The sequence below is a fragment of the Chryseolinea sp. T2 genome (assembly GCF_037203685.1).
Lineage (GTDB): Bacteria > Bacteroidota > Bacteroidia > Cytophagales > Cyclobacteriaceae > Chryseolinea.
The window spans coordinates 762,353-786,564 of sequence record NZ_JBBCAU010000003.1 but is presented as its reverse complement, the minus strand read 5'-3'; the positions used below and the strand labels follow the sequence as shown (position 1 = coordinate 786,564).

18 protein-coding genes are annotated in these 24,212 nt (G+C 47.8%); 7 read left to right on the top strand and 11 right to left on the bottom strand.

The window, feature by feature from the left end:
- Window positions 1–37: 37 nt before the first annotated feature.
- Both WBG78_RS13135 and WBG78_RS13130 read right to left on the bottom strand, forming a co-directional pair.
- A complete protein-coding gene (locus WBG78_RS13135) occupies window positions 38–1,891 on the bottom strand; it encodes a glycosyltransferase family 4 protein (protein ID WP_337326881.1) in 1,854 nt (617 codons plus the stop codon).
- An 18-nt stretch (window positions 1,892–1,909) separates the two neighbouring features.
- Window positions 1,910–3,148, bottom strand: coding sequence for an alpha-amylase (locus WBG78_RS13130; RefSeq protein WP_337326880.1), 1,239 nt, complete (start codon window positions 3,146–3,148; stop codon window positions 1,910–1,912).
- A 420-nt stretch (window positions 3,149–3,568) separates the two neighbouring features.
- Between WBG78_RS13130 and WBG78_RS13125 the strand changes: the two genes are divergently transcribed.
- Window positions 3,569–3,814, top strand: a complete 246-nt coding sequence (locus WBG78_RS13125; RefSeq protein ID WP_337327160.1) for an alpha-amylase family glycosyl hydrolase — start codon at window positions 3,569–3,571, stop codon at window positions 3,812–3,814.
- A gap of 111 nt (window positions 3,815–3,925) precedes the next feature.
- Here WBG78_RS13125 and WBG78_RS13120 read toward each other — a convergent pair whose 3' ends face one another.
- Together WBG78_RS13120 and WBG78_RS13115 are read right to left on the bottom strand one after the other, a co-directional pair.
- Window positions 3,926–4,495, bottom strand: a complete 570-nt coding sequence (locus WBG78_RS13120; protein ID WP_337326879.1) for a hypothetical protein — start codon at window positions 4,493–4,495, stop codon at window positions 3,926–3,928.
- Window positions 4,496–4,644: 149 nt separating this feature from the next.
- On the bottom strand, window positions 4,645–4,866 hold the full coding sequence (locus tag WBG78_RS13115) for a hypothetical protein (protein WP_337326878.1): 222 nt from the start codon (window positions 4,864–4,866) through the stop codon (window positions 4,645–4,647).
- Window positions 4,867–4,877: 11 nt separating this feature from the next.
- Here WBG78_RS13115 and pheS point away from each other — a divergent pair, with 11 nt between their 5' ends.
- The 3 genes from pheS to WBG78_RS13100 all read left to right on the top strand — a co-directional run bounded on the left by pheS (window position 4,878) and on the right by WBG78_RS13100 (window position 7,589).
- Window positions 4,878–5,909: a phenylalanine--tRNA ligase subunit alpha gene (pheS, locus tag WBG78_RS13110; protein ID WP_337326877.1), complete on the top strand. Its 1,032-nt coding sequence runs from the start codon at window positions 4,878–4,880 to the stop codon at window positions 5,907–5,909.
- A gap of 146 nt (window positions 5,910–6,055) precedes the next feature.
- The gene (locus tag WBG78_RS13105; RefSeq protein WP_337326876.1) at window positions 6,056–6,934 is read left to right on the top strand and encodes a 3-hydroxyacyl-CoA dehydrogenase NAD-binding domain-containing protein; all 879 of its coding nucleotides are present in this window, start codon (window positions 6,056–6,058) and stop codon (window positions 6,932–6,934) included.
- 100 nt (window positions 6,935–7,034) lie between these two features.
- On the top strand, window positions 7,035–7,589 hold the full coding sequence (locus WBG78_RS13100; protein WP_337326875.1) for a Rieske (2Fe-2S) protein: 555 nt from the start codon (window positions 7,035–7,037) through the stop codon (window positions 7,587–7,589).
- Window positions 7,590–7,707: 118 nt separating this feature from the next.
- Here the strand turns inward: WBG78_RS13100 and WBG78_RS13095 are convergent, their stop codons facing one another.
- On the bottom strand, window positions 7,708–8,793 hold the full coding sequence (locus tag WBG78_RS13095; RefSeq protein ID WP_337326874.1) for an outer membrane beta-barrel protein: 1,086 nt from the start codon (window positions 8,791–8,793) through the stop codon (window positions 7,708–7,710).
- A 410-nt stretch (window positions 8,794–9,203) separates the two neighbouring features.
- Here WBG78_RS13095 and WBG78_RS13090 point away from each other — a divergent pair, with 410 nt between their 5' ends.
- Window positions 9,204–9,557, top strand: a complete 354-nt coding sequence (locus WBG78_RS13090) for a four helix bundle protein (RefSeq protein WP_337326873.1) — start codon at window positions 9,204–9,206, stop codon at window positions 9,555–9,557.
- A 151-nt stretch (window positions 9,558–9,708) separates the two neighbouring features.
- Here the strand turns inward: WBG78_RS13090 and WBG78_RS13085 are convergent, their stop codons facing one another.
- Both WBG78_RS13085 and WBG78_RS13080 read right to left on the bottom strand, forming a co-directional pair.
- Window positions 9,709–12,270: a phosphoenolpyruvate carboxylase gene (locus WBG78_RS13085; RefSeq protein WP_337326872.1), complete on the bottom strand. Its 2,562-nt coding sequence runs from the start codon at window positions 12,268–12,270 to the stop codon at window positions 9,709–9,711.
- A 208-nt stretch (window positions 12,271–12,478) separates the two neighbouring features.
- Complete coding sequence (locus WBG78_RS13080; RefSeq protein ID WP_337326871.1) at window positions 12,479–12,937, bottom strand: DUF1573 domain-containing protein; 459 nt, start codon at window positions 12,935–12,937, stop codon at window positions 12,479–12,481.
- Window positions 12,938–13,240: 303 nt separating this feature from the next.
- Here WBG78_RS13080 and WBG78_RS13075 point away from each other — a divergent pair, with 303 nt between their 5' ends.
- A complete protein-coding gene (locus WBG78_RS13075; RefSeq protein ID WP_337326870.1) occupies window positions 13,241–14,503 on the top strand; it encodes a sensor histidine kinase in 1,263 nt (420 codons plus the stop codon).
- 176 nt (window positions 14,504–14,679) lie between these two features.
- Entirely contained in the window at window positions 14,680–15,369 is a 690-nt protein-coding gene (locus tag WBG78_RS13070) for a response regulator transcription factor (RefSeq protein WP_337326869.1), read from the top strand.
- A 333-nt stretch (window positions 15,370–15,702) separates the two neighbouring features.
- On the opposite strand, the gene WBG78_RS13065 is transcribed toward WBG78_RS13070, so the two are convergent.
- From WBG78_RS13065 to WBG78_RS13050, 4 genes are all read right to left on the bottom strand, one after another.
- Entirely contained in the window at window positions 15,703–17,163 is a 1,461-nt protein-coding gene (locus WBG78_RS13065) for an amino acid permease (RefSeq protein ID WP_337326868.1), read from the bottom strand.
- Window positions 17,164–17,488: 325 nt separating this feature from the next.
- Window positions 17,489–18,184, bottom strand: a complete 696-nt coding sequence (locus tag WBG78_RS13060) for a lipoprotein signal peptidase (protein ID WP_337326867.1) — start codon at window positions 18,182–18,184, stop codon at window positions 17,489–17,491.
- 13 nt (window positions 18,185–18,197) lie between these two features.
- Window positions 18,198–21,659 (bottom strand): isoleucine--tRNA ligase, encoded by a 3,462-nt coding sequence (gene ileS / locus WBG78_RS13055; protein WP_337326866.1) that lies wholly within the window; start codon window positions 21,657–21,659, stop codon window positions 18,198–18,200.
- A 115-nt stretch (window positions 21,660–21,774) separates the two neighbouring features.
- The gene (locus tag WBG78_RS13050; RefSeq protein WP_337326865.1) at window positions 21,775–24,207 is read right to left on the bottom strand and encodes an efflux RND transporter permease subunit; all 2,433 of its coding nucleotides are present in this window, start codon (window positions 24,205–24,207) and stop codon (window positions 21,775–21,777) included.
- Between the last annotated feature and the right edge of the window lie 5 nt (window positions 24,208–24,212).

The window sequence follows — 24,212 nt, the reverse complement described above, 5'->3', positions numbered from 1 at the left end:
AACGGTCGATGACTTTAATCGGCAAGCCATAGCTCTGCTACTGTCTGACTTTTTCATAGAGTGACTTAACCAAAAGCGCTGCCCGCCCCCAACTAAGGTTCTTAAGTTCCTGTCGCGCGTTGGATGCGAGAGTGCTGGCAAGTTTCGGATAGGCAATCACTGAGCAAATGGCATTTGCAAGTTCATCGGTATTCCAAAAGTCGATCTTCATGGCATGCGGCATGACCTCAGAAACTCCGGCCTGACGCGATACGATTACGGGTACACCGGCGCGAATGGCTTCCAATGGTGTAATGCCAAATGGTTCCGAAACCGAAGGCATTACATATACGCTCGTCATCGACCACAATTGCTCGATTTCCCTCTCCTTTAGAAAACCGGTGAAGCTGAAATGCCTGTCCATCCTGAGATGCGAAACCTGGTCAATCACCGACGACAATTGATCTCCTGATCCTGCCATCACGAAATGAACATTCGGAAACTTTTGTAATACCTTAAATGCGGCCTCAACAAAGTAAAGCGGACCTTTTTGATACGTGATTCTTCCCGCAAAGGAAACAATTGGCACTTTGAGAACATCCATGGCCTTCTTGATGGGCGCATCAGTATTGATAATCCCGTTGTGAACAACCGTGATCTTGTCACCGTCAAGGCCATAATGTTTGATGAGTGTCTGCTTCGTCCAGTTACTCACGGATATAACCTGGTCGGCTTGCATCAATCCCCGACGCTCTATCGAAAATATTTCCGGGTTCGGACTTGAGCCGGACCGATCGATTTCTGTAGCATGAACATGCAGTACCAGCTTTTTGCCGCTCTTTCTTTTCGCCGCGATCCCGGCATCGAAAGTCATCCAGTCGTGAGCATGTATCACATCGAAGGAATGCGTCGAAGCAAGTTCATCTGCGACGTCTGCATAACGCAGTACTTCGTGCAGCAGGTCACGATCGTACCGCCCTGAGAATGGATAAAAGTTTGGCTCTTCTTGTTGAATGGAGTCTTGGGTTGCTTGCAATCCTGGATCAGGTGGCGGCGTTTCCTCAAATTCTTCCCGGATGAAAACTTCCGGCGCCGAACTGGAAACATCGATTCCGTCTTTATCCGATTCTGACGACCCAGTGTAATTGGTTAGTTCTCCGCTGCCTGAACCAGCAACTCCATTGTTGGACACTACTTTGTAATGGCCAGTGTTCCCGTTCTTATCGATCCGTTCCAGTTGCCTGGAAACCTTTGGTACTGTATTTCTTCGATAAGGCCCTGAGGTTAAAGTTTCTGATACGGAGGGCAATCCCTCGACTTCTTCAATCCGGAAGGATCTGTTGGGTATAATTTCCGGAGGAGCATACGGCACTAGTTTCGTATAGACAGCAATCACCTCTAATGCCTTCCTTTCTGATTGTTCAACTATTGTCTGAATCGTTCTGCGCCAGGATAATCCTTCATTGATATCGCTTTCAGTATCGTTGCTCACCTGATGATCTCCAGTCTCTGTTGAGTTTGGAAAAGGAGGTAAATCTGAATCAGCGCCGTTAACGTCGATAGGCTGGTGGTTAGCCTGATTGTCGGTAGTTTGAATGGGAGCAAGACGCGATGGAGACATCACCCGTACTTCACCCTTTCTGAAATCGATGTTCCGAACCTGATCGTTTGACTTCGAATCCAGCGCTGATTTTTCAGATACCAGACTAACCCGAGGTGAACGTATATAAATTGGAACTTCACTGGCACTGACTATGCTGAATGGTGTTTTTTCATCACCGTAAACTTTGGGAACAACAAAGAGGATATCGATATCGGCTTTGTTAAGTGCAAGCGTCAATCCTTCGCACGCAGTGCCCAGCCCTCCCGAAATGTGCGGAGGAAATTCCCAGCCAAACATGAGCACTCTCACCGGTGTTCTTAATTTTAACTAATCTGCTGTACTTGCTATTGATGATTCTGTCGACACAACGTTACCATCACCACTTGCCAGTTTTATCTCAACATCCTTCAGCACGTTCATAAAGTTAATGTACGCCTCGTAAGGATTGTTGTAATGACTAAAATAAGAATGGACGTCTCCGTCCTGTGCTCCCTTCGTGCACATGTAATAATAATGATCGCTCGTTTGAAGATGGCGCCACGCGTCCTTCAATTCGGGGCGCACTTTTAATTGTGATTCCAGACTCTTCATGGTTGAAAATGCGCCCTTCTGCAAGTCATTGCCAAGCCAGGCAGTAAGATCCTTGCTTTCGTCGGCCCAGGAAGTGTAACTGGGCACCGACAGAGACATCATCGTTTCAGGGCCCTCAATGGCCTCACTTGCCTTCGATAACAAGACGTGGCGGTCGCTTATCAACCTGATCAAAAGCCGTCGAAGAAATCGAAGGATACCTGTATCGGCTTTGAAATGTTCACCGAAAGTTTCATAGTCAAGTGCAACAACCATTACCCTCGCATTTACTGCACTATCGTATAGCCTGGAAATGTAATCTGAAAGTGGAAGCGTGATCGTCCCCTGCCGGTAACGGAACGATATCGCATCGCTCAGTTTATTGCACCTGAGCAGCATTTTAAAGTGGGATTCCATCGGATGTTCGTATACATCAAACTCAAGCGTGGATGAAGTGTCGACGACCTTCACCTCACTGATCACTCCCTTGTAGCCTTGCCTCGCCATAATTGCTCCGATCCGGTCATTGTAAATCAATTCGGTGTTACGAACCACTGACGGCGTTTGGCCAAACAGTTTCTGGATACTCAGGCGATGATTATCCAGCTGCTGAGTAAATTCAGATTCGGAAAATAATGATGAAAGTGAGTGATGACTTGTCTCCGACAGAAACTCGACGCGGCCAGTGTGTGCAAGAGCTTTGAAACTTTCGATTACTTCAGGGGCGAACTGCTCAAAAAGATCTAATGCGGTCCCGGAGATGGAAAAGTTAACAGCGATCTCAGGACACGTCCGAATAGCGTCGAGCAATACTCCGTTCGCGGGCAAATAGCACTCACTGGCAATCCTTTTCGTTATCCGACCATTGAGGTCGTCGTCGAAGTATGATTTCCTGCTGCCAATGTCGAAAAACGAATAGTTGCGCAGCCGCTTCGGTTGATGCACCTGGAAATAGATCACCAGGCGGGGGCGGTTAGGTTCTTTTAAGAGCAACATATGAATTAAAAAAAAGATAGTGTTTGGATAACACAAATCATTCCATGATCAGGTTCTGAATGCACTTTAACGGCATTCAACTTTTTCGTCGGCGCGCACGCAGCAGGTATCCTTACCGTTGCAACATGATCACTTCAGACAAGGAACAATGTACAAAGCTGCGTGTAAAATCGACAACTGGTCTTCGACAAACTTTCTACAAAAGCTCCACAACCTCAGCATTTTCACGATACCATAATCTTCGTGACACAGGTTTAATATCCTCCGGCGCCGGCATCTTCGTTGATTAAAAAGAACGATATACAAGGACCAGTACATCGATTTAATATTCAGCACAACGCTAACCTATGGTATCACCGGAACTCGTTCATAAAGATATAGAATACTGCCGGTGGCAACACGGAATTATTTGTCAGATTTATCCAGGTCATTCCACACATCAATAATGATGGCATCGGTGACCTCAATGGAATTCGAACGCGCCTTGACTACCTGCAGGAACTTGGTGTTAAGACTATTTGGCTGTCGCCCATCTTCACATCACCGATGGCAGACTTTGGATACGACATCATGGACTATTGTAACGTCGATAGTTGTTTTGGAAGCTTAGAGGGAATTATTGAAAATCTATTGTCGTGCCTTTTCTTGGAGATATGGCTGTTTTGAACACCCAGGAGCAACCGTCGCCACGTGATTTGACGGGCAAAAACATCAACAATCTTTGGAATGATTTGCAATCACTCTCGGAATACCTCGTTTATAGAAAGCTCGGCCGGCTTACGAAAGAACCATTTCCTTTGTATCGGAATTTGCCGCCCTGTCCTTTGCCGTTGCAACGATCACGCTACCGGCCAAGTTCGTGTTGTCTACAGTAGCTTTGTATTCCCAGGCATTTCTGTGAAGTTCCCTTTCAGAAGCTTCACCTTTTTCCAGTAGCTCACCCGCGGCACTACGTATTTCGACAGTAACTGACATGACCTGAAAGTCGTCTGTTGCGTGAAAGAAGAGGATATCACCAACACGTCCTTTGTATTCTTTGGCGTTTATCGAGTCAACCACCGGGGCATTGAGATAGTCTTTCAGAGCGGCCGTGTATGCATTAGGGATGTTCTTGTTCACAGCCTTTTTATAAATCTCCTTCAATTCCGGTATGCTCATCTGTGCTTTCGCATACTCAACTGCCAACATGAATTTAGCCTTAGTCTTTAGCTGATGAGCCGTGGGCTTGTCGCGCTTTTTTGGACGAGCTGAAATAACTGTCCTTCCATTAACCTGACGGAAAACGAGCGTGCTTCCCAGCATGCCACGATGACCTTTTAGCAAGGGGTTATTCTCTACAAAAGACATATCTGAAGCGGATTTAGTTGATCGAAATAAAATTGATCTACGCAATTAAAACTAGGGTTTTTATGCTTAAATTCCAATTATTCTTATAAGAATATTATAAGTCTATCCTAAGAGTGCTCTAACTCTCCTCTAACATATATCTAACAGTTCTAATAATTCTCTTCTATGTCTTGTTGCTGGTCCCTACCAGACAGAATACCTGGTCTTCCTGGATACTCTAAAGGCTTGCTATGGTGCAATTGAACCGGCTTACTCTCAATTAAGGCCAGGCCCTTAAGCTTTAATCCACGCCCAAAGGATCCGCGCGCCTTTAGACCGGTCATTTCAAGCTCATTCCTCGCCGTTGCGATGGAACCATCATTTTTTGCCATAAATTCGCAGCATGGAAGAACGCATTCAGACCTTGTTAAGAGAGGTTCAGGATTATAAGGGCCGTGGCAAGCAGGCAGTGGAATCATTCCGCCTAAAGTTTGTCAGCAAGAAGGGGCTCATTGGGGAGCTTTTCGAGGAACTGAAAAAAGTGCCAGGAGAGCAGAAGAAGGCAGTGGGCAAGGTGCTTAACGAATTGAAGCAGGCGGCCGAATCAAAACTTGCTTCACTAACAGCTGAATCGGAAGAGTCGGAAAGCACCATCCCGCAGGTAGACCTCACGTTGCCTGTATCACCCGACATCGGGAACCTTCATCCGCTTAGCCTGACCCGCTATCGCATCATCGAAATATTCGAGCGTCTCGGATTCAATGTGGCCGATGGCCCGGAGATCGAAGACGACTGGCACAACTTTTCGGCATTGAATTTCCCCGAGAACCACCCCGCCCGCGAGATGCAGGACACCTTTTTCGTGAAGAAGAGAGGCGACGGCAGCGATCAGGACATTCTCCTGAGAACGCACACATCGAATGTGCAGATCCGTCTAATGGAAAAGCAGAAGCCGCCGATCCGCGCCATCATGCCCGGTCGTGTATATCGTAATGAGGCTATTTCTGCCCGTGCGCATTGCTTCTTCCACCAGGTCGAAGGACTTTACGTTGATCGCAACGTTGGCTTCGCCGACCTCAAACAGACACTGTATCACTTTGCCAAGGAGATGTACGGCAAAGACATCGACATCCGTTTCCGCCCTTCGTACTTTCCGTTTACGGAACCAAGCGCGGAGATCGATATTACCTGTCTCATTTGTAAAGGTGCTGGTTGTAACGTCTGCAAATATTCCGGTTGGGTAGAGATCGCCGGCTCAGGAATGGTGCACCCCAACGTCTTAAGGAACTGTAACATTGATCCAGACGAATTCACGGGCTTTGCTTTCGGCATGGGTATTGAACGCGTTACAATGCTAAAATATCAGATTAACGACTTGCGTTTGTATTCTGAAAACGATGTACGTTTCTTGAAACAATTCCAGTCACTAACCTAAAGGCAGAAACAACAGCAATCTTAAGTGCTATACTAATCAACCCTCAGCGCTTACTATACTTTACGTTGGTGATTATCACCCGTAATGCTGACTATAAACCATAGCTCCTTTGTCTTAGGACTCAGGACTAAAGACTCAGGACTACTATGACAGTTGAGTCAATCAAAAATATCGCAGTCATCGGCGCCGGCACAATGGGGCAGGGCATCGCGCAGTTGTGTGCGCTTGCAGGATATCCCGTGCTGCTGTACGACATTCAGCCTGAGCTCACGCGAACGGCAATCGCAAGCACGCGACGGATCTTCGAAGATCTTGTCGCTCGTGGAAAGATTACTGCAGCACAACGCGATGCTTCTATAAACCGCATCGAGGCCGTACACGACTTTCGCCAGTTGCAGGTGGACCTCGCGATAGAAGTGGTGTTGGAGAAGCTGGAGATCAAGCAAAAGATCCTCACGGAACTGGAAAAGATCAATGCAATGGACTGCCTGCTGGTCAGCAACACATCGTCGCTTTCCATTACGCAGCTAGCCGCACCGTTAAAACACAAGGAGCGCTGCGCGGGACTTCACTTCTTTAATCCGGCATCCGTCATGAAACTGATAGAGATCGTTAAAGGAGCCGCGACAAGCGAACACACGGTGAAGACCCTCACACTCTTCGCTCAAAGCCTAGGCAAGACCGTGGCCTTTGCAAACGACTCCCCCGGCTTCATCGTAAATCGCATCAACCGACTGTTCTTTGCCGAATCATTGAAGGTGGTGGAGGAAAATGTTGCCGATTTTAAAGTGGTCGATAACCTGATGAAAGCGTCGGGATTCAGAATGGGACCTTTTGAACTGATTGATCTCGTGGGCATCGATACGAGTTATGCAGTAAGCTGGTCGCTGTATGAAGCTTTTTATTACGAACCGAAGTTTCGGCCCAGTCGTATTCAACAGCAAAAGGTAGACGCCGGTCTGTTCGGCCGGAAGTCTGGAAAGGGCTTTTATGATTATCCGGAAGATGGTTCTGGAAATCAATGATTAGCCAGATGGCCGGTAAAACGTCATTAACGAAATTCAATTTTGATAAGCGTCAACACGTCAACGGTAGCAATAGAGCAAAGTAATTAATCAAGGGAAAGTGGAAGCAGGATACATGAGAGGAAAGCAACGGATGAACGCAACCAACTCAAAGCAGATTATAGTAAAGGAGGGCTCGGGCCCAGATCAGCAATCAGTCAGGCATGAGATGCTCAGCATATTCAGGTCTTTTGCATTTGTGGCTGTCCTGTTCATCGCATTTGCTTCGTGCTCGACTGATCCTTCAGATGATCCCATTCCTACGGTCTCGTTTCCAGACAAGGTGCTCAATCTCAATCTTCCGGAAAACATAGGACTGCGCAGCAAAGGCGGTTCCAAGACCGTCAAAGATGGCGTACGTGGTATCATTATTTATTGCGTCGACGTTGGTATCTATCACGCCTACGAACGCAATTGCTCATATCGACCAAACGAAGCTTGCGCCACCGTAAACATCGATGTCTCTACACTGTTTATGACCGACCCATGCTGCGGCTCGAACTTCGACTTTAATACAGGAATGCCGTCCGGCGGGTTAGCGTGGCGACCATTAAGACAATACCGCACAAAGTTCAATGGGACTGATCTGGTTATTACAGATGAGCCCATTGAATAATTAAGAATTAAGAATTAAGAGTTAAGAATTAGCCACCACGACCTTTGGTCGTGACTGGCAGGCAGCCGAAGGCTGATAGCGAATTCTTAATTCTTAATTCTTGATTCTTAATTCCTCTCTACCTCATCCTTATCCCTACCACGACCTTATAGTTGGTAACAGTTGATGTTACGCTGCCAGCGTCCCTCGGTGTTATTCCATTTGTGACATCTGCCCGCAATTCTACCACGCCCGCGAGCTTATTTGTAAGCGGAGCAAGTATTCCAAATCCACCCCAGCATCCTACCTGTATGGACTTGTATACGAAACCATCCTTGTCGTATACTTTGACTTCCGAATTAAAAGTGAGTTCCTGTTTCCAGTCCGAATCAAGTGCCAGATTTCTGACAAACATAACACCTCCGATAAGGTATGGAGCGATCTTCCTGCTTGGAAAACTATACCTGGCACCCAGAGGAATTTGCAGTTGCTTAATATCGACCGTTATATAGTCATCGAGGGTCCACGTTTTTGATCCCGAACGCATTTGTGTCGTAAAATGCATGTCATATGTTGCCCCGAAGTATAGCAATCCGGTTGTGAACGCGAAACGCTCACCAGCGCGGGGGAAATATAGATCCATTGTTGGTCCAATAATCATTGAAGTCACCCATTGCGAAGGACCGTTTACGTCGGTATCGGGATCCCCCGACGAATTCACTTTAAGCCTTGATATGTTCGCCCCAGCCAGCATTCCAAATTTAGCCTGGGCCCAGCGCTTCTTTGACTGATATGTCACCGCCTTAACATCGCCAATGCACTTGTTATAGTTCGAAACCAACGCTGTGAGCGAGCGTTTGGTTAATTGGACCTTTTCAATGTCCCGCTTCACACTTGGACAGTCGTACATCATTATATTCAATGTTCCGATATGTCGATTGTCGTTTCTTATCTTCGTCCGGTCCTGGCCATTTACTGAATATTGTGCCGCAATGTTATTCGACAAGTAGTGAAATCCTTTCCCCTCCTTTTCCACCCAGAACATATCGTTAAACTTGAAAAGAGTTACCGTCCCCCTCACAACAACTTCCAAAAACACCCACCTTTCGATGTTATCAACGGTAACCTTCCGCGACTCAAGCACTTTGTTATCCGTGAAACCATAGAGTTTGACATCTCCCGGATAATAGGTAGTCGCAGATTCACTTGAGGACCTTTTGAACATGCAAACTTGATTTGCCCGTTGATCCGTCGCGGAAATCAACCAGTCCCTTAAGTGTGTCAAGGTTATTGGTGACAACAAATCCCGGCTGATAGTCAGACTGGGCAAATGCAACAACAGAAATACAAATTGTTAGAATTGAGAGAAACGTTCTCGCCACGGATCAGAAAATGATTAGGATACAACAAAAGCGGAGGGACTTTTGGGTGCTGCTAACAAGGGCGGAAAGATAGAGAAGAATTGATAATTGAAAATTGATAATTGATAATTGATAATTGATAATTTATGGGGGCGGCGACGCCCCTCAATTCTCACTTCAAAGTATTTTGTCAGGAATTTCGATTGTCGAGACTTATGCGACAATATGCCTGTTAAGCTTTCTTTGCTCAATCGATTTTTAGGCAGTCGCAATTATGAGGGATAACGTTGTGAAAATTAAATCATTCCAGTTTGCAGTCATTGTGGCTGGATGTTGCCGGGAATTGATTGAAAGTCGCGAATATGTTTTGAGCAGGCAGTTGCTGCGTTCGGGCACTTCTATAGGAGCCAATGTCCGCGAGGCGATTAATGCAAGTTCACGTAAAGACTTTGCTTACAAATTAGGTGTAGCCCTTCGTGAAAGTGATGAAACCCTATATTGGCTCGAACTACTCTTTGCAAGCAACTATATCGTCGAAGCAAAGTTTAAACTTCTTCATGAAAAAGCAGAGGAACTGATAAGAATCCTCACCAGCATCCTCAAAACAACGCGACAAACCCTCAGATAGAAAAAGCCCCGACAGGGGCTCCAAAATTATCAATTATCAATTATCAATTATCAATTATCAATTATCAATTATCAATTATCAATTATCAATTATCAATTATCAATTATCAATTATCAATTATCAATTATCAATTGTCAATTGTCAATTTCTATCAGGCTGAGTTCCGCGCGGCATTAATAATCCCAAACATGCATCTGATCACCAGTTTCCTGCAAGTTTGCTCATATTGTTTGTCAATCGGCTCAAGGCCTCTGAGGTGCTGCAGTGCAAACTGCTGGATGGTAATCAACGGGAGCACTATGCGTTCACGAAGTTTTACGGAATCGCGGTTCATTGGCGTGTTCTCCATCAGCTCCGAGTAACCCGAAACTTCCAGGAGCATCTGAACTGATAACTTGAACTCGGCATTCATCTTCTTCCAAAGGTCGCTGAACTCCTTGTCCTTACCGAGGTATGCAGTTGCAGGATAGTAAGTTTTCGTAAGCGACATCATGCTGTTGCTCAGGAGTGTCCTGAAGAATAGCGAATGTTTGAATAACGCCTTCAGCTCCGGTAGCTTACCTTGCTTCTTAAGTTCCTTGATGGCTGTACCTACGCCGTAGAACCCTGGTATGTTTTGCTTCATCTGTGCCCACGATCCAACGAAAGGAATGGCACGGAGATCTTCAAACTTCAGACTTCCCGACGACCGCTTTGTGGGACGTGAGCCTATGTTGGCATCGCCAATGAGCGACAGCGGCGTAATCTTTTCGAGATAGGGAACAAACTTAGGGTGTTGCTTCAGCTCCAGATAGGCCTTGTGCCCTTCTTCAGCAAGCGAATCCATGATCGCCGTCTCTGCCTTATTAAGGGCACGCGCGTCATGGAATATGGCGTTGTGAATACCGGCCGATAACAGCTGTTCCATATTGTACTTACAGGAAACAGGCTTGCCGAAGTTTGAGCTAATGGTTTGACCCTGGATGGTGATCTGTACCTCTTTGTCTTCAATGGTATCGCCGAGCGATGCATAAAAGTCGTGCGTATTTCCGCCACCACGCGCCGGGGGCCCGCCGCGACCGTCGAAGAATATGGCAGCGAAGCCCGCTTCGCGCGTGATGCGCGTGAGGTTCTCCTTTGCCTGGAAGATGGACCAGTTTGCACGCAGGTACCCGCCATCCTTGGTTCCGTCGGAGAATCCAAGCATGATGGTTTGCTTCCCGCCGCGGCGAACAAGGTGTTCGCGATAGGCCGGAATATTGTAAAGCGCCGTCATGATGCCTGGCGCATGAGCAAGATCCTCGATGGTTTCGAACAAGGGCACGATGTCGAGAGTCAGGTCGTCGCCTTTTCCAAGGATGAGCTGTGCAAGCTTGTAAACGCGGATTACATCCAATGCCGACTGGCAGTTGCTGATCACATAGCGATGACATCCTTCAACACCATTGCGTGCCTGTATTGCACCGATAGCGCTGATGCTTTCAATCAGCTCGGATACAAAGGCGTCTTCAAACGACAGCGAAATAGGTTTGAAGTTAAGGCCCAGCAATACGTTGATCTTTTCCTCCTCTGACTTTTCATCAAAATCCTTAAGAGCCTTGTATTTTCCTTTAAGCTTTTCAAAGATCGCTTCCCAGGCATACGCGTGCTTCCGGCTGTCCTGTCTCACATCCATGCTGCCGAGGTAAAATCCAAAGATCCTCACCTTAAGGATCAGCGAGTCAAGCAAATTCAGGAAGAGACCTTTATGATCACGCATAAGCACTTCGCGTGCTTCGAGGAGATCGTTAAGCAGTGCGTCCGGATTTTTATAGACTTCACCTTGTCCACCGAATGCCAGCGGGTAGACCGACCGTTCGATACGGGAAATGATATTGTCCACGCCTACAAATGTAAGTCGGCGCTTGAGTACGCGAATGTCGCGATAGTAGCATCGCATCAGGGTACGCTGAAGGTGATCAGCCACACGCAGTGTGATGTCGTGCGTAACGAAAGGATTGCCATCCCGGTCGCCACCTGGCCAGAAGCCAACCTTGAGAAGGTCATAGTTGACCCATTCTTCAGGCCTCATGTTGAGGCCGTTCATAAGCTTTACAATGATTTCTGGGATCACTGGGTAAAACACGTTCTCCAGGAACCACGAAAGGCTTACAGCCTCGTCAAAGGGCGTAGGCTTTTGCCGATTGATAAACGGCGTCTTGCCCAGCTGACGAAGTAAAAGGTTGATGTTCTCAACATCGTTGTTGTGCATCATCAGCTCGAGGTCGTTGAGGATCGACAACACGCTTCCAGGATAAAACTGGGTAGGATGCGCAGTAAGCACAACTCGCACACTGAACGTCTCCAGCTTCGTCTTCAGTTCGTCAATAAGGTCTTCTGCAGATACACGCGCGAGCAGTTCGGTGAGTGATCCTTTGCCATTTACATCGTTGATCTCTGAGAATGCGGCATCCTCTATCGAATCGAAAAGAACTACCTGTCGTTCGATGTACTGGATAAAGCTGAACAGCAGGTTAATCTGCTCTTCGCGGGTCGCCTGTGGCGTATAGTCCTTAAAGAAGTTCCTGATGATGCTCTTGGGGTCTTTGCCCCGGTTGTAGCCGTCGGTGCAGGCCTGCTCCAGCAAGGGAAGCAAGGTGCCCGTCCGATAGATGCCACTATAAGGGAGGTTCAGGAAAAGACTGTTGTACATGTGATACCGGGTGGATACGGCATCATTGAATTGGCTGGCCATAGATACGTTGAGCAGGTTGAGAGCTTAACAAAGTTATCAAATACTCGATGCTCTATGGGTATGGGGCCTCTATTTGCAATTAATATATTCGAAAACGTTTACGAAATAACGAAGTGCTTGACATTCAGATGCCGGAGGATCTGAATTCAACGCTGCCCGTGTGCCGACGACCTCATCAGCAGGTCATCAGCGCACGAGCAACCTGAAATCACCTCACCTCTCCGCGGATCGACAGCACAACTGCCTTGTCCTGTGTGTTCGCATTAACCGTAACGGTTTTGTTGAACACACCCAGCGTTGCGGCACTGTAAGTAGCGGTAACAAAGCCTTCGCCGCCGGGCATGATAGGATCCGTTGAATACTTCGCAACGGTACAGCCACACGACGCCTGTACGGACGTGATGATCAACGGCTCACTGCCATTGTTCCTGAACCGGAACTCATGGGTAACAGGCTCTTTGTGTTTGATTGCACCAAAGTCGTAAGCAGTCTCTTCCCATGCGAAGTCAGGCATTTCAGTTACCTCATTTGCACAGGGCAAATCGTTGGAAGCAGTCACTATCCCGGCATTAGGATAAGCAACGATAGCCGCTCCGGGCATGTCTGGCGTTATTGCTGTAATAGCCATTGATGCCGACAGGAGCAGAGGAAATAGTTGAACGTTCATGGTTTTATTTGTTTGGTTTACGTGCAACAAAGTAAGGCCACGAATCAATGCCAGGTTGTTAATGAGTTTGTAAGTCTTGTTAATGGGTTGTTAAAAAGGGAGAGCGGGGCCGAAGAAATTAAGAATTAAGAATTAGCCACCAACCTTCGGCTGATTGCACGCCACGACCGCAGGTCGTGACCGCTAATTCTTAACTCTTAATTCTTAATTCTTAATTCTTGTTAATGACTTGTTAACAGCCAACAGCGCACTGGATTTCCCCACGCGTTTGCTTATTTTTGGTCTACAATCCGCATTCTGGCTGTGAAATCGTCAACAATTCGCCTTGTCGTTATTCTCGCGGCGCTCTGCATCGTGGGGATCACCATCACCCAGGTATATTGGGTGAGACGCGCGTTCGACTTAAAAGAGGCCGAGTTCGAAAGAACGGTCAATACCGCACTTTACAACGTCGCACAGCAAATCTTCGAGATCAACAAAACGATGTCGCCCGCAAACAACCCTGTGAAGCAGGTGTCGACGAATTATTTCGTTGTGATGGTCAACAGCGAAGTGCAGCCAGGACTTCTCGAGGTCCTGTTGAGAAACGAATTCGAGCGACGTAACATCCGCGCCGACTTTGAATACGGCGTTTACGATTGCCATAGCGAACGGATGGTCTACGGCGACTACGTGCCCATGCAAACTTCGAAGGAGGTAAAATCAACACACAAGTTTCCGAAGTGGCCGATTCAAGGCTATTATTTTGGAGTCCAGTTCCCTAACCGCGAAGGACACCTCACTAATCAGATGGGTATCTGGTCGTTCTCATCTATTGTGTTGTTGCTGGTGATCGTTTTCTTTTCATACACATTGTTCGTAATCCTCAAGCAACGCAGGTTGTCAGAAATACAGAAGGACTTCATCAACAACATGACGCACGAATTCAAGACACCATTGGCAACAATTGCTGTCTCGGCTGAAGTGTTGAAAGATCCAGGCATCGTCCATCAGCCTGAACGATTGATGAACTACGCAGCCATCATTGAAAAAGAAAATATTCGTCTCAAGCAACAGGTTGAGCGCGTATTGCAGATGGCCCGCCTCGATAAGGAGCAGATTAACCTGAAGAAAGAAAAGGTGAGCATTCATCAATTGATACAGGATGCTGTGCGTCATCAGGCAGTTGCACTTCAGGAGAAGGGTGGCAATGTTAATCTTTCACTGGACGCTGTGAGTCAGGAACTCGATGGCGACAAATTACACCTGACCAACGTCATCAACAACCTGCTCGATAATGCCATTAAGTATTGTCAGGTCGTGCCCGACATCGTCGTGCGCACCATAATGGTTGCCGGCACCATTGTCATTGAAGTGCAGGACAACGGCATCGGTATTGGACAAGACTCCCTCAAACGAATCTTTCAAAAGTTTTATCGCGTCCCTACGGGAAACATTCACGACGTAAAGGGCTTTGGCCTTGGCCTCAGCTACGTGAAGACAATTGTTGATGCTCACAAGGGACGGATTTCGGTTGAAAGTGAATTGGGCAAAGGCTCTACATTTCGGGTTACGCTTCCGTTGTAGTCCTGAGTCCTTAGTCCTTAGTCCTGAGTGGGTCATGAGTATTGATAGACTTTAGTTGCACTTCAATAAAAAAGATGACGTAAAACACATCTCATGACGCTATTCTCTGATACTATAAATACTATTAACAACTCACGACTCAGGACTAAGGACTCAGGACTAAATACTTGTCTGCTATGCGAAGAATCCTTTTAGTAGAAGACGATCCAAGTCTCGGCTTCGTTATCAAAGACAACCTGAGCATGAAGGGCTATGACGTCACTCTTTGCCGCGATGGGGAGGAGGCAGACCGTTTGTTTGCTCCAACGGCTTTTCATCTTTGCATCTTCGATGTCATGCTTCCCCGCAAGGACGGATTCACACTTGCCCGAAGCGTACGTGCCAGAGATCAGAGTATTCCGATATTATTCCTCACGGCAAAGTCAATGACGGAAGATAAGCTTGAAGGCTTTCGCATCGGCGCCGACGACTACATTACTAAGCCTTTCAGCCTCGAAGAGCTTCTGTGTCGCATCGAAGTGTTTCTGAAACGAGATCGTGTAAGCGAGCCAATAGGCAGTACGTTGTTCCGCCTGGGCAGCTACGAATTCGACTTTTCCAAGCTGCTCCTGAGGTTCGGCACATCGGAAAAGTCTCTTACGCAGAAGGAAGCCGACGTACTTCGTTTACTGTATCAAAATCGTGAAAGGGTATTGAAGCGCGAAGAGATCCTGAAGCAGATCTGGGGCAACGACGACTACTTCATGGGGCGTAGCATGGATGTATTCATCTCCAAACTAAGAAAGTATCTGCGCGACGACGAATGCGTTCAGATCGTCAACTACCACGGCGTCGGCTTTAAACTCGAACTTAGAACCGAGCAATAGGTGTTGTGCGATGACGGCAGCAATTGATAATTGACAATTGATAATTGATAATTTTGGAGCCCCTGTCGGGGCTTTTTTGATGGCTCGTTGAACATGGTTTGGAGGTTAACAACTACTGATGTTGCAAGTCGATTTCTAGCTACAGCTTCTGATTTTTGGCTACATCGGCTACTTCTCTTCGCTTTCGCTGCGTTCGGAGCTAATGCACAAAACAGGAGCAGTGATCGAAGAACCGTGATTTGAGTATTCCCTACAATAGACAGAACATAAAAAAAGGGGCCGAAAAGGCCCCTCCCAAATTATCAATTATCAATTGTCAATTATCAATTGAATTTAGTTGCTCCTGACCTTCCTCAACACACTATTCGCCTTACTGTATCCGAAGTAGATAAACAACCCAACAATCATCCACCCCAACGCCATCAGCAGTGTCTCGGCGGGAAGTGACAAAATCATCGCCGTACAGATCAACATCCCAAGAAAAGGAACGATCGGTACCAAAGGAGTCTTGAATGGACGCACAGCATTGGGATCCTTCTTACGCATCACCCACACTCCCGCACACACCATTACGAATGCAAACAATGTTCCGATAGAAGTAAGATCGCCGGCCATGCTTCCTGGAATGAATCCAGCGAAGATACCCACGAATACAAAGAGGATCATGTTCGACTTATAGGGGGTTCTGAAAGTAGGATGCAGGTCAGAAAACACTTTAGGAATAAGGCCGTCTTTCGACATCGTATAGAACACGCGTGACTGTCCGAGCAACATCACCAGGATCACTGAAGAGAAGCCCGCAAGGATTGCAATAGTGATCGCTTTACCGAGCCAGCCATAGCCATGCATGTAAGTCTGGATTGCGTACGCTACTGATGCTTCCTTACCGGCGGTCTTGAATTCCTCCCAGTTAGCGATACCCGTCAGTACGTGAGCGAACAGCACGTATAGAATAGTACAAACGACCAGTGACCCAAGGATACCAATGGGCATATCGCGTTTCGGATTTTTAGCTTCCTGAGCGGCAGTTGATACAGCATCGAATCCAATGAATGCAAAGAACACGATAGCCGCACCACCAAGTACACCACCCCATCCGTGCTCGCGGAATCCTTCGTGGCCTGGTGTGTTTGCAGGGATCATGAACGGATCGTAGTTCACCGGATTGATAAACTGCCATCCAAGAGCGATGAAAATAAGTACGATCGAAACTTTAACGACCACTATAATTGCATTGAATACCGCAGATTCCTGTGTACCCTTAATAAGTATAAGGCTCAGAATGAGAAGAATGAACAGCGCTGGCAGGTTGATGATACCCGAAACGCCATCGGCACTTGTTTCTAAAGGCGAGTGACACCATTGATAAGGTACCGCGCCGAAGTCAAAACTGACGAGCAGATTGTTAAGATATTCGCTCCACGCGATGGATACAGTAGCGGCAGCAAGGGCATACTCGAGCACCAGCGCCCATCCGATGATCCACGCTACGAATTCGCCCATTGTCACGTAGGCATAAGTGTAAGCGCTACCGGCAACGGGAATCATAGACGCAAATTCAGCGTAGCAAAGGCCGGCAAACGCGCAACCGACAGCAGCAATTACGAAGGAAAGGACTACAGCAGGACCCGCTGCTTCACCGGCAGCGGCAGCCGTACGGACAAACAAACCTGCACCAATGATGGCGCCTATGCCTAATGCAACGAGGTTTCCAGGTCCGAGCGTGCGTTTGAGGGTGTTTTCGCCGCTCTGGCCTAATAGCTGCGACAAAGGCTTCTTGATGAATAAACTCATTTGGAGTGCTTAGGTTAGGGTTAATAAGTCGCTAAAAATAGGGGCATAATTGAGAATTGACAATTTAATAATTGACAATAAGCGTCTGCGGATAAGGATTTTTGATACGCGGATTGCAGTTTGGACATCGCAATTCTTGCAATGATTCAATAATCCCTCAATGATGCTATAGTGGGATGCGCCCATAAGACACGATCCCCTTTTACATTTCATATTTGGCGTTTTACATTTTGCGGTTGTTCGCCCGGTCGGAATCTCCCGTGACTTACCTATTCAACCGCCATAAGGTCCCCTATCCTGGCTTACCCCACCGCCAGCCCGGCCGTTACTCGCCGGTATTCGACTTCAGATTCTCAGGATTGTCGATCACCGGATCACTGCCACGGACTTCGTGTGTTCCCTCCACGGGCGCCTCCGTAACATAATCCTCCGGATGTAGTTTCTCGCCAAAGAAACGACGTTGAAAAAGAAGAATGATCACCACACCCACGAATATGGATGAATCGGCAATGTTGAATACGGGACTGAAGAAAAAGAAGTAATCTCCCCCAACAAACGGTACCCAGGTGGGCCATGTGAAATCGAACAATGGAAAGAACAGCATGTCGATCACCTGACCATGAAACCATGGAGTAGGGGAGTTGGTCGGATGATTATTCAGTAAAACACCATAGAAGGTACTATCAATAACATTGCCCACCGCACCGCCAAGAATGAGCGCCATGCACCATAGAAAACCCGCCTTGGAGTCCCTTTTGGCCATCTTCACCAGATAGTAGGCGATGCCTACCATGGCAGCAATGCGGAATACTGTAAGGGCCAGCTTGCCGAACTCATTGTTCCAGCGAATGCCGAACGCCATGCCCGGATTCAGCAGGTAGTGAAGCTTGAATCCAAACTGCTCGTTACCAATTACAGTGATCTCCTGGTGGAGAAACATGTAATGGTGTACCAATAGCTTCGACACCTGATCGATGATGATCACACCGAGAGCAAGCAGGAAATATTTGTAGATCTTCATGTACGGCGCGCGGTCACTTCTTCACATTTATTTTCACCTTCAACGTGATGTCGTCGAGTTCAACGGGCACGGCCTCGGCAACACTCGACATCAACGTTAACGCTACTGCCTGGGTCTCGGTTTGGATATAGCTGCTGAATTCACTCAGCGCTGCATTCACAAAATCACTGTCGCGCTCAACGGCTACCTGTATCTTGTCTAATACTTCCATGCCCATTTCCTTTCTAAGGTTTTGAACGCGGTTAACGAAATCGCGGGCAATACCTTCCTTGCGTAACGCGTCGGTGATGGTGATATCCAGCGCAACCGTTACTGTTCCGTCGGAGGCAACAGACCATCCGGGAATATCTTCTGAACTGATCAGTACATCGTCGACAACGAGATCAAAACCTCCTTTTGACAACTTGCCCTGTTTTTCGAGTGCAGATATCTCTTCCTTGGTCAAACCATTGATCACCTGCGTCACTTCCTTCATCTTCGGTCCGTATTGCTTGCCGAGCTTTGGAAGGTTAGGCTTCACCTTTTTAACGACTATGCCAGATGCATCATCGATGTATTCGATGGCCTTCACGTTAACTTCGGCAAGAATGATTTCTTCGACCGACTTCACTGCTTCGGCAAACGAATTGTCAATCACCGGTAAAAGGATCTTTTGCAAAGGCGTACGCACTTTGATCTTGCTGTTCTTCCGGATGCTGTGTACCAGTGAACAGATGCGCTGCGCATAATCCATCGATAATTCCAGCGCTTCATCCTTCCATGGCAGGTCAGTCTTCACGAGGTCGGTAAGATGGATTGATTCAAACCGGAGCGGCGTCTTGAACTGACGCGCACGATCGCGGATGTTATCCGTAAGGTTCTTGTATAACCACTCAGCATAGAATGGCGCAACGGGAGACATCAGCTGTGCCGTTATCATGAGACACGTATGCAGGGTCTCGTACGCAGCCTTCTTGTCCGTCGACAATTCAATACGCTCCTGACGTCCTCCGGTCTCTTCGAGTACGGGCTTCCAGAAACGTTTACGGTTCAAACGTACGTACCAGTTAGAGAGGTGATCGTTCACAAACTCCTGGATAGCACGTGCTGCTTTAGTCGGTTCGTAGTCGTTGTATGCTGCAGTAACTTCAGCAACCAGCGATTGTGCCTTGGATAAGATCCAGCGGTCGAGATTTGTGAGTTCACTAGCCGGCACGTTGTTCATCTCATCCTTCACGAAGCCATCGATGTTCGCATATAGCGCGAAGAAAGCATAGGTATTTTGAAGCGTTCCGAAGAAGCGTCGCTGCACTTCGGTGATGCCATCAAAGTCAAATTTGAGGTTGTCCCAGGGCGTCGAGTTTTCGATCATATACCAGCGCACGAGGTCCGGACCGTATTGCGCCAGCGTGTCGAAAGGATTAACAACGTTACCCTTCCGCTTCGACATCTTGTTGCCGTTTTTGTCGAGCACAAGACCATTCGAAATAACATTCTTAAACGCAACGCTATCGCACAGCATTACAGCAATGGCATGCAGCGTAAAGAACCATCCTCGTGTCTGATCAACGCCTTCGGCGATGAAATCTGCGGGGTAGTTTTCATTGAAGACTTCCTTGTTTTCGAATGGATAGTGCCACTGAGCGTAAGGCATGGCACCTGAATCGAACCACACGTCGATGAGGTCCGTTTCCCGATACATGGGTTGTCCTGATGAACTCACCAGAATAATATCATCAACATAAGGACGGTGAAGATCAAAATTCTCAGAGAGCTCCGCCTTCATCAGACCGGCCTTCACGGCCTTGCTCACTTCTTCGTTCAGTTCTTTGATCGAGCCGATGCAGATTTCCTCTCTGCCATCCTTTGTACGCCAGATCGGAAGCGGCGTGCCCCAGTAGCGCGACCGTGATAGGTTCCAGTCGACAAGGTTCTCAAGCCAGTTACCAAACCGACCCGTACCGGTCGATTCAGGCTTCCAGTTGATGGTCTTGTTCAGTTCCACCATCCGGTCCTTTAATGCAGTGGTCTTGATAAACCACGCATCAAGTGGATAATACAGCACGGGCTTATCGGTACGCCACGAGTGTGGATACGTGTGCTCGTACTTTTCAACCTTGAACGCCTTGTTCTCCTCCTTCAATATGATGGAGATGATGACGTCGGTTGTTTTATAGTCGGGATTGCTCTCGTCTTCGTCAGTATAGTTTTTAACGTAGAAGTCGTCGGCAGCAAGAGGCTTATGAGTCTTGATCTTGAATTTGGCAACACCGGCCATCAACGCTTCGCCGATCTGCGGAATAAAGCGGCCCTTTTTGTCAACGGTAGGCACCTCGTTGTTCGCTTCGTCGCGAACGGTCATCGGAGGAATGCCATATTGCCTGGAGATCCTGAAGTCGTCCGCGCCAAATGTTGGCGACGAATGGACGATACCAGTGCCATCTTCGGTGGTTACGAAATCGCCAGCCACTACGGTGAATGCCTTGCCGGCATCATACAGTGGTTGCACGTAGGGCATCAGTTGCTCATACTTGATTCCAACGAGTTCTTTGCCTTTTAAGGTTTTGATCACCTGGTAAGGGATCGCCTTGTCGCCGGGCTTATAATCGGAAAGCTTAAGATCCTTGTTCTTCGCGCTGAAATACTTTCCAAGCAGATCGTTCGCCAGCACGACGCGAACAGGTTTGAATGTGTAGGGATTGAATGTATCGACCAGGGCATAGGTGATCTTTTCGCCTACCACAAGAGATGTGTTCGAGGGAAGCGTCCATGGTGTTGTCGTCCAGGCCAGGAGACATGCGTCAGTGGCGCCACCTTCGAACAGGAGCTCCGAAGCACTGTTTCTGATCGCCTTAAACTGAGCAACAATAGAAGTATCCTTCACTTCCTTATAGCAACCGGGCTGATTCAACTCGTGCGAACTGAGGCCAGTTCCGTCAGAAGGAGAGTAGGGCTGGATCGTGTATCCTTTGTAGAGGAGGCCCTTTTTGTAAAACTGCTGAAGGATCCACCAGAGCGATTCGATGTATTCTTTTTCGTAGGTGATATACGGATGATCCAGATCGACCCAGTAACCCATTTTCATGGTGAGGTCGTCCCACTGATCCTTGTACATCATCACCGTTTCACGGCACTTGTTGTTGTACTCCTCGATGCTGATCTTCTTGCCAATGTCGTCCTTGGTGATGCCAAGCTGCTTCTCGACCTGAAGTTCGACCGGAAGGCCGTGGGTATCCCAGCCGCCTTTGCGCTTCACCTGAAAGCCCTGGAGGGTCTTGAAACGGCAGAAAATGTCCTTTACCGTGCGCCCCATCACGTGATGGATGCCCGGGGTTCCATTAGCGCTTGGAGGGCCTTCATAGAACGTGAAAGCGGGTGAGCCCTCGCGGTTTCCCACCGACTTTTCAAAGATCTTTTCCTGCTTCCAGAATTCCAGGATTTCTGCCGCCAGTTGGGCAAAATTGACGTTTTTGTGCTCTCTATACTTCTCAGCCATTGTTCAGATCCGCCTGTGATCCCCAGGATCGTAATTTCAGATAAGGCGCAAAGATAGACATTTGGAGATTTTTTGAGGTGGGGATTTGGGGATTCTGATGAACTCTCGACACCACTCACTCCGCCGACGGATGCCTGTTGTGAATTCTGATCTTGCTAAGATCAATCTCCTCATCCTCGTTCTCGCCATAGAACGTCGAGTCGAAGTCATCGATGATCAGCCGTTCGCCCTTGTTGCGCTTCGGACGGTCGAAAGTCATAATCAGCGCAGGCAGAAGGATGAGGTTCGTGAACATGGAAATCACCAGCGTGATCGATGTAAGCAGCCCCAATGCGAACGTTCCTCCAAAAGAAGAAAACGCGAAGATGCTGAACCCGGCAAACAACACCACCGATGTATACATGATACTCTTGCCTGTTTCCAGAATGCTGTCGCTCACCGCGCGAGGTATGAAGAAGTTGTTCGAAAGTATCTCCTGGCGATACTTGGCAAGAAAGCGTATCGAGTTATCGACGGATATACCGAACGTTATGCTGAAGATCAGCGCTGTACTTGCCTTAAGCGGAATATGAAAGAATCCCATCAGCCCGGCCGTTATCATCAGCGCCAGCAGATTTGGAATAAGGGAAATAATGATCATGCGCACGTTGGCAAATAGAATAGCCATCGACAGCGTGATAAGAATAAACGCGAGCAGCAGACTCTCCTGCAGGTTGGCGACAAGGAACTTGTTTCCCTTTATAAAGATCTTCGTTGAGCCGGTGATCGCTGTTGATATGGAGTCGCGGCCTTCAGTGGCAAAGATTGCTTTCATTCGTGGCTCAATGGCAATATGAACCAGCGAGTCGAGCCGGTTAGAACCGATGTCAGCAATCTGACATGAAACACGCATCTTCGAAAACGTAGAATCAACAAATGATTTGAACAGCCCGCTATTGTCGGTTTGCCCTTTCATGTACTTCAATATGAAGGCGCCTTCCTGACGAGAGGGCATAGAGTATCTCTCGGGATTTCCATTGTAAAATGCCTGCTTCGACGCTTTGATAAAGCTCAACACTGACAACGGCCTCGACATATGCGGTATGGAGTCCAGAAAGTCTTCGAACTCTTCAACTTTGGCAAGGTTCTTTACATCCAGGATCGGTCGCTTTTTCTTCGTATGAAATTGTATCATCACTTCAAGCGGAAGGAAGCCGCTGAAGTTCGCTTCGAAGAACTTAAGATCTTTCTTCACCTGACTCGATTCGGGAACATCATCGACCATATAGGAAACAGAAACAAGCTTGGATATTCCGATGGCTGAGATCACCGCTAGCAACAACGATCCGGCATAGATCCACGTGCGCTGCCTGTGCACCATGATGTCAACTGACTTCAGGAAAGAACCCATCATTTTAAAGTCAAGGTGACGCAGGTGCTTGGACGATGGAACGGGTAGCCAGTAAAGGACACTGGGGATCATCACCAGACAGACAAAGAACAGCGCCAGAATGTTAATGCCTGCTACGATCCCGAACTCACGAAGTATGGTGATGTCGGTAGCCAGCAGGGTGAGAAAGCCAATAGCAACGGTCAGGTTGGTGAGGAACATTGCCAGTCCCATCTTGCGTACCACAATGAGGATGGCCATTGTCTTATCCTTCGTACGTATGTACTCGAGGTGATACTTGTTAAGCAGATAGATGGCGTTAGTCACGCCAATCGTGACGATCACCGGAGGGATCAAACCACTGAGCAACGTGATCTTGTATCCGAACAGTTGCAGCGTGCCCAGTACCCATACCACCAGGATTCCGATAATGATCATCGAAAACAGCACAGCGCGGAATGAACGGAAGAAGGCGAACATGATAACGCCGGTTACAAGTGCCGATGCAATGAGAAAGATGTTCATCTCGCGCTTTAGTGCCACTGCCACAACGGTACGGATAAAGGGCAGTCCGGCGTAATGCAGCTGGATGTGGGTCTTGTCTTCAAACTTCTTACCCTCGGCCATCAGCGAATTGGCCATAGCAACCCGGAGCGCCGAGTTCATCACTTCTTTCTTAACGGATACCAGCATCATGGTAGCACCGTTCTTAGTATTGATAAGCTGATCGGCATAGATCTTCTGATCACGCGCGATGTGCAGCATGCTGTCGAGTTCGACCTGTGAGCTGATAGTGTCATTGAAGACGTCGGCCAGGTAGAAGGAGGCCTTCACAGTGTCTTTGCTGATCATCTTCAGCATCGGAAGCGACAATACCTGTGTAACGCCGGATATCTTTTTGATGCCGTCGCTGAGCTCGCGAAGGGCTATGAAATTGTCCAGTTTGTAGACGGCGCTGTCCTTCAAACCTACGGCGATCAGGTTGGCATCTTCCCCGAACTGAGCCTTGAATTGCTCGTGGTAGATCATGTCGGGATCGTTGGGCGGAACAGTCCTTGCGAACTCATAGCTCATCTCCACCTTCGACGCATAATACCCCATCACAATCGTTATCAACCCGATCACCACGCTCAAAGGCATGCGGTTTCGGATGATCCATTCGGCTAGTCTATTCCACATGCCCA

Coding starts and splice junctions, on each gene's coding strand:
- WBG78_RS13060 (WP_337326867.1), bottom strand. CDS start 18,184: ATGAAGATCTACAAATATTTCCTGCTTGCTCTCGGTGTGATCATCATC.
- WBG78_RS13105 (WP_337326876.1), top strand. CDS start 6,056: ATGACAGTTGAGTCAATCAAAAATATCGCAGTCATCGGCGCCGGCACA.
- WBG78_RS13080 (WP_337326871.1), bottom strand. CDS start 12,937: ATGAACGTTCAACTATTTCCTCTGCTCCTGTCGGCATCAATGGCTATT.
- WBG78_RS13090 (WP_337326873.1), top strand. CDS start 9,204: ATGAGGGATAACGTTGTGAAAATTAAATCATTCCAGTTTGCAGTCATT.
- WBG78_RS13095 (WP_337326874.1), bottom strand. CDS start 8,793: ATGTTCAAAAGGTCCTCAAGTGAATCTGCGACTACCTATTATCCGGGA.
- WBG78_RS13070 (WP_337326869.1), top strand. CDS start 14,680: ATGCGAAGAATCCTTTTAGTAGAAGACGATCCAAGTCTCGGCTTCGTT.
- WBG78_RS13085 (WP_337326872.1), bottom strand. CDS start 12,270: ATGGCCAGCCAATTCAATGATGCCGTATCCACCCGGTATCACATGTAC.
- WBG78_RS13065 (WP_337326868.1), bottom strand. CDS start 17,163: ATGAGTTTATTCATCAAGAAGCCTTTGTCGCAGCTATTAGGCCAGAGC.
- WBG78_RS13130 (WP_337326880.1), bottom strand. CDS start 3,148: ATGTTGCTCTTAAAAGAACCTAACCGCCCCCGCCTGGTGATCTATTTC.
- WBG78_RS13115 (WP_337326878.1), bottom strand. CDS start 4,866: ATGGCAAAAAATGATGGTTCCATCGCAACGGCGAGGAATGAGCTTGAA.
- ileS (WP_337326866.1), bottom strand. CDS start 21,659: ATGGCTGAGAAGTATAGAGAGCACAAAAACGTCAATTTTGCCCAACTG.
- WBG78_RS13120 (WP_337326879.1), bottom strand. CDS start 4,495: ATGTCTTTTGTAGAGAATAACCCCTTGCTAAAAGGTCATCGTGGCATG.
- pheS (WP_337326877.1), top strand. CDS start 4,878: ATGGAAGAACGCATTCAGACCTTGTTAAGAGAGGTTCAGGATTATAAG.
- WBG78_RS13050 (WP_337326865.1), bottom strand. CDS start 24,207: ATGTGGAATAGACTAGCCGAATGGATCATCCGAAACCGCATGCCTTTG.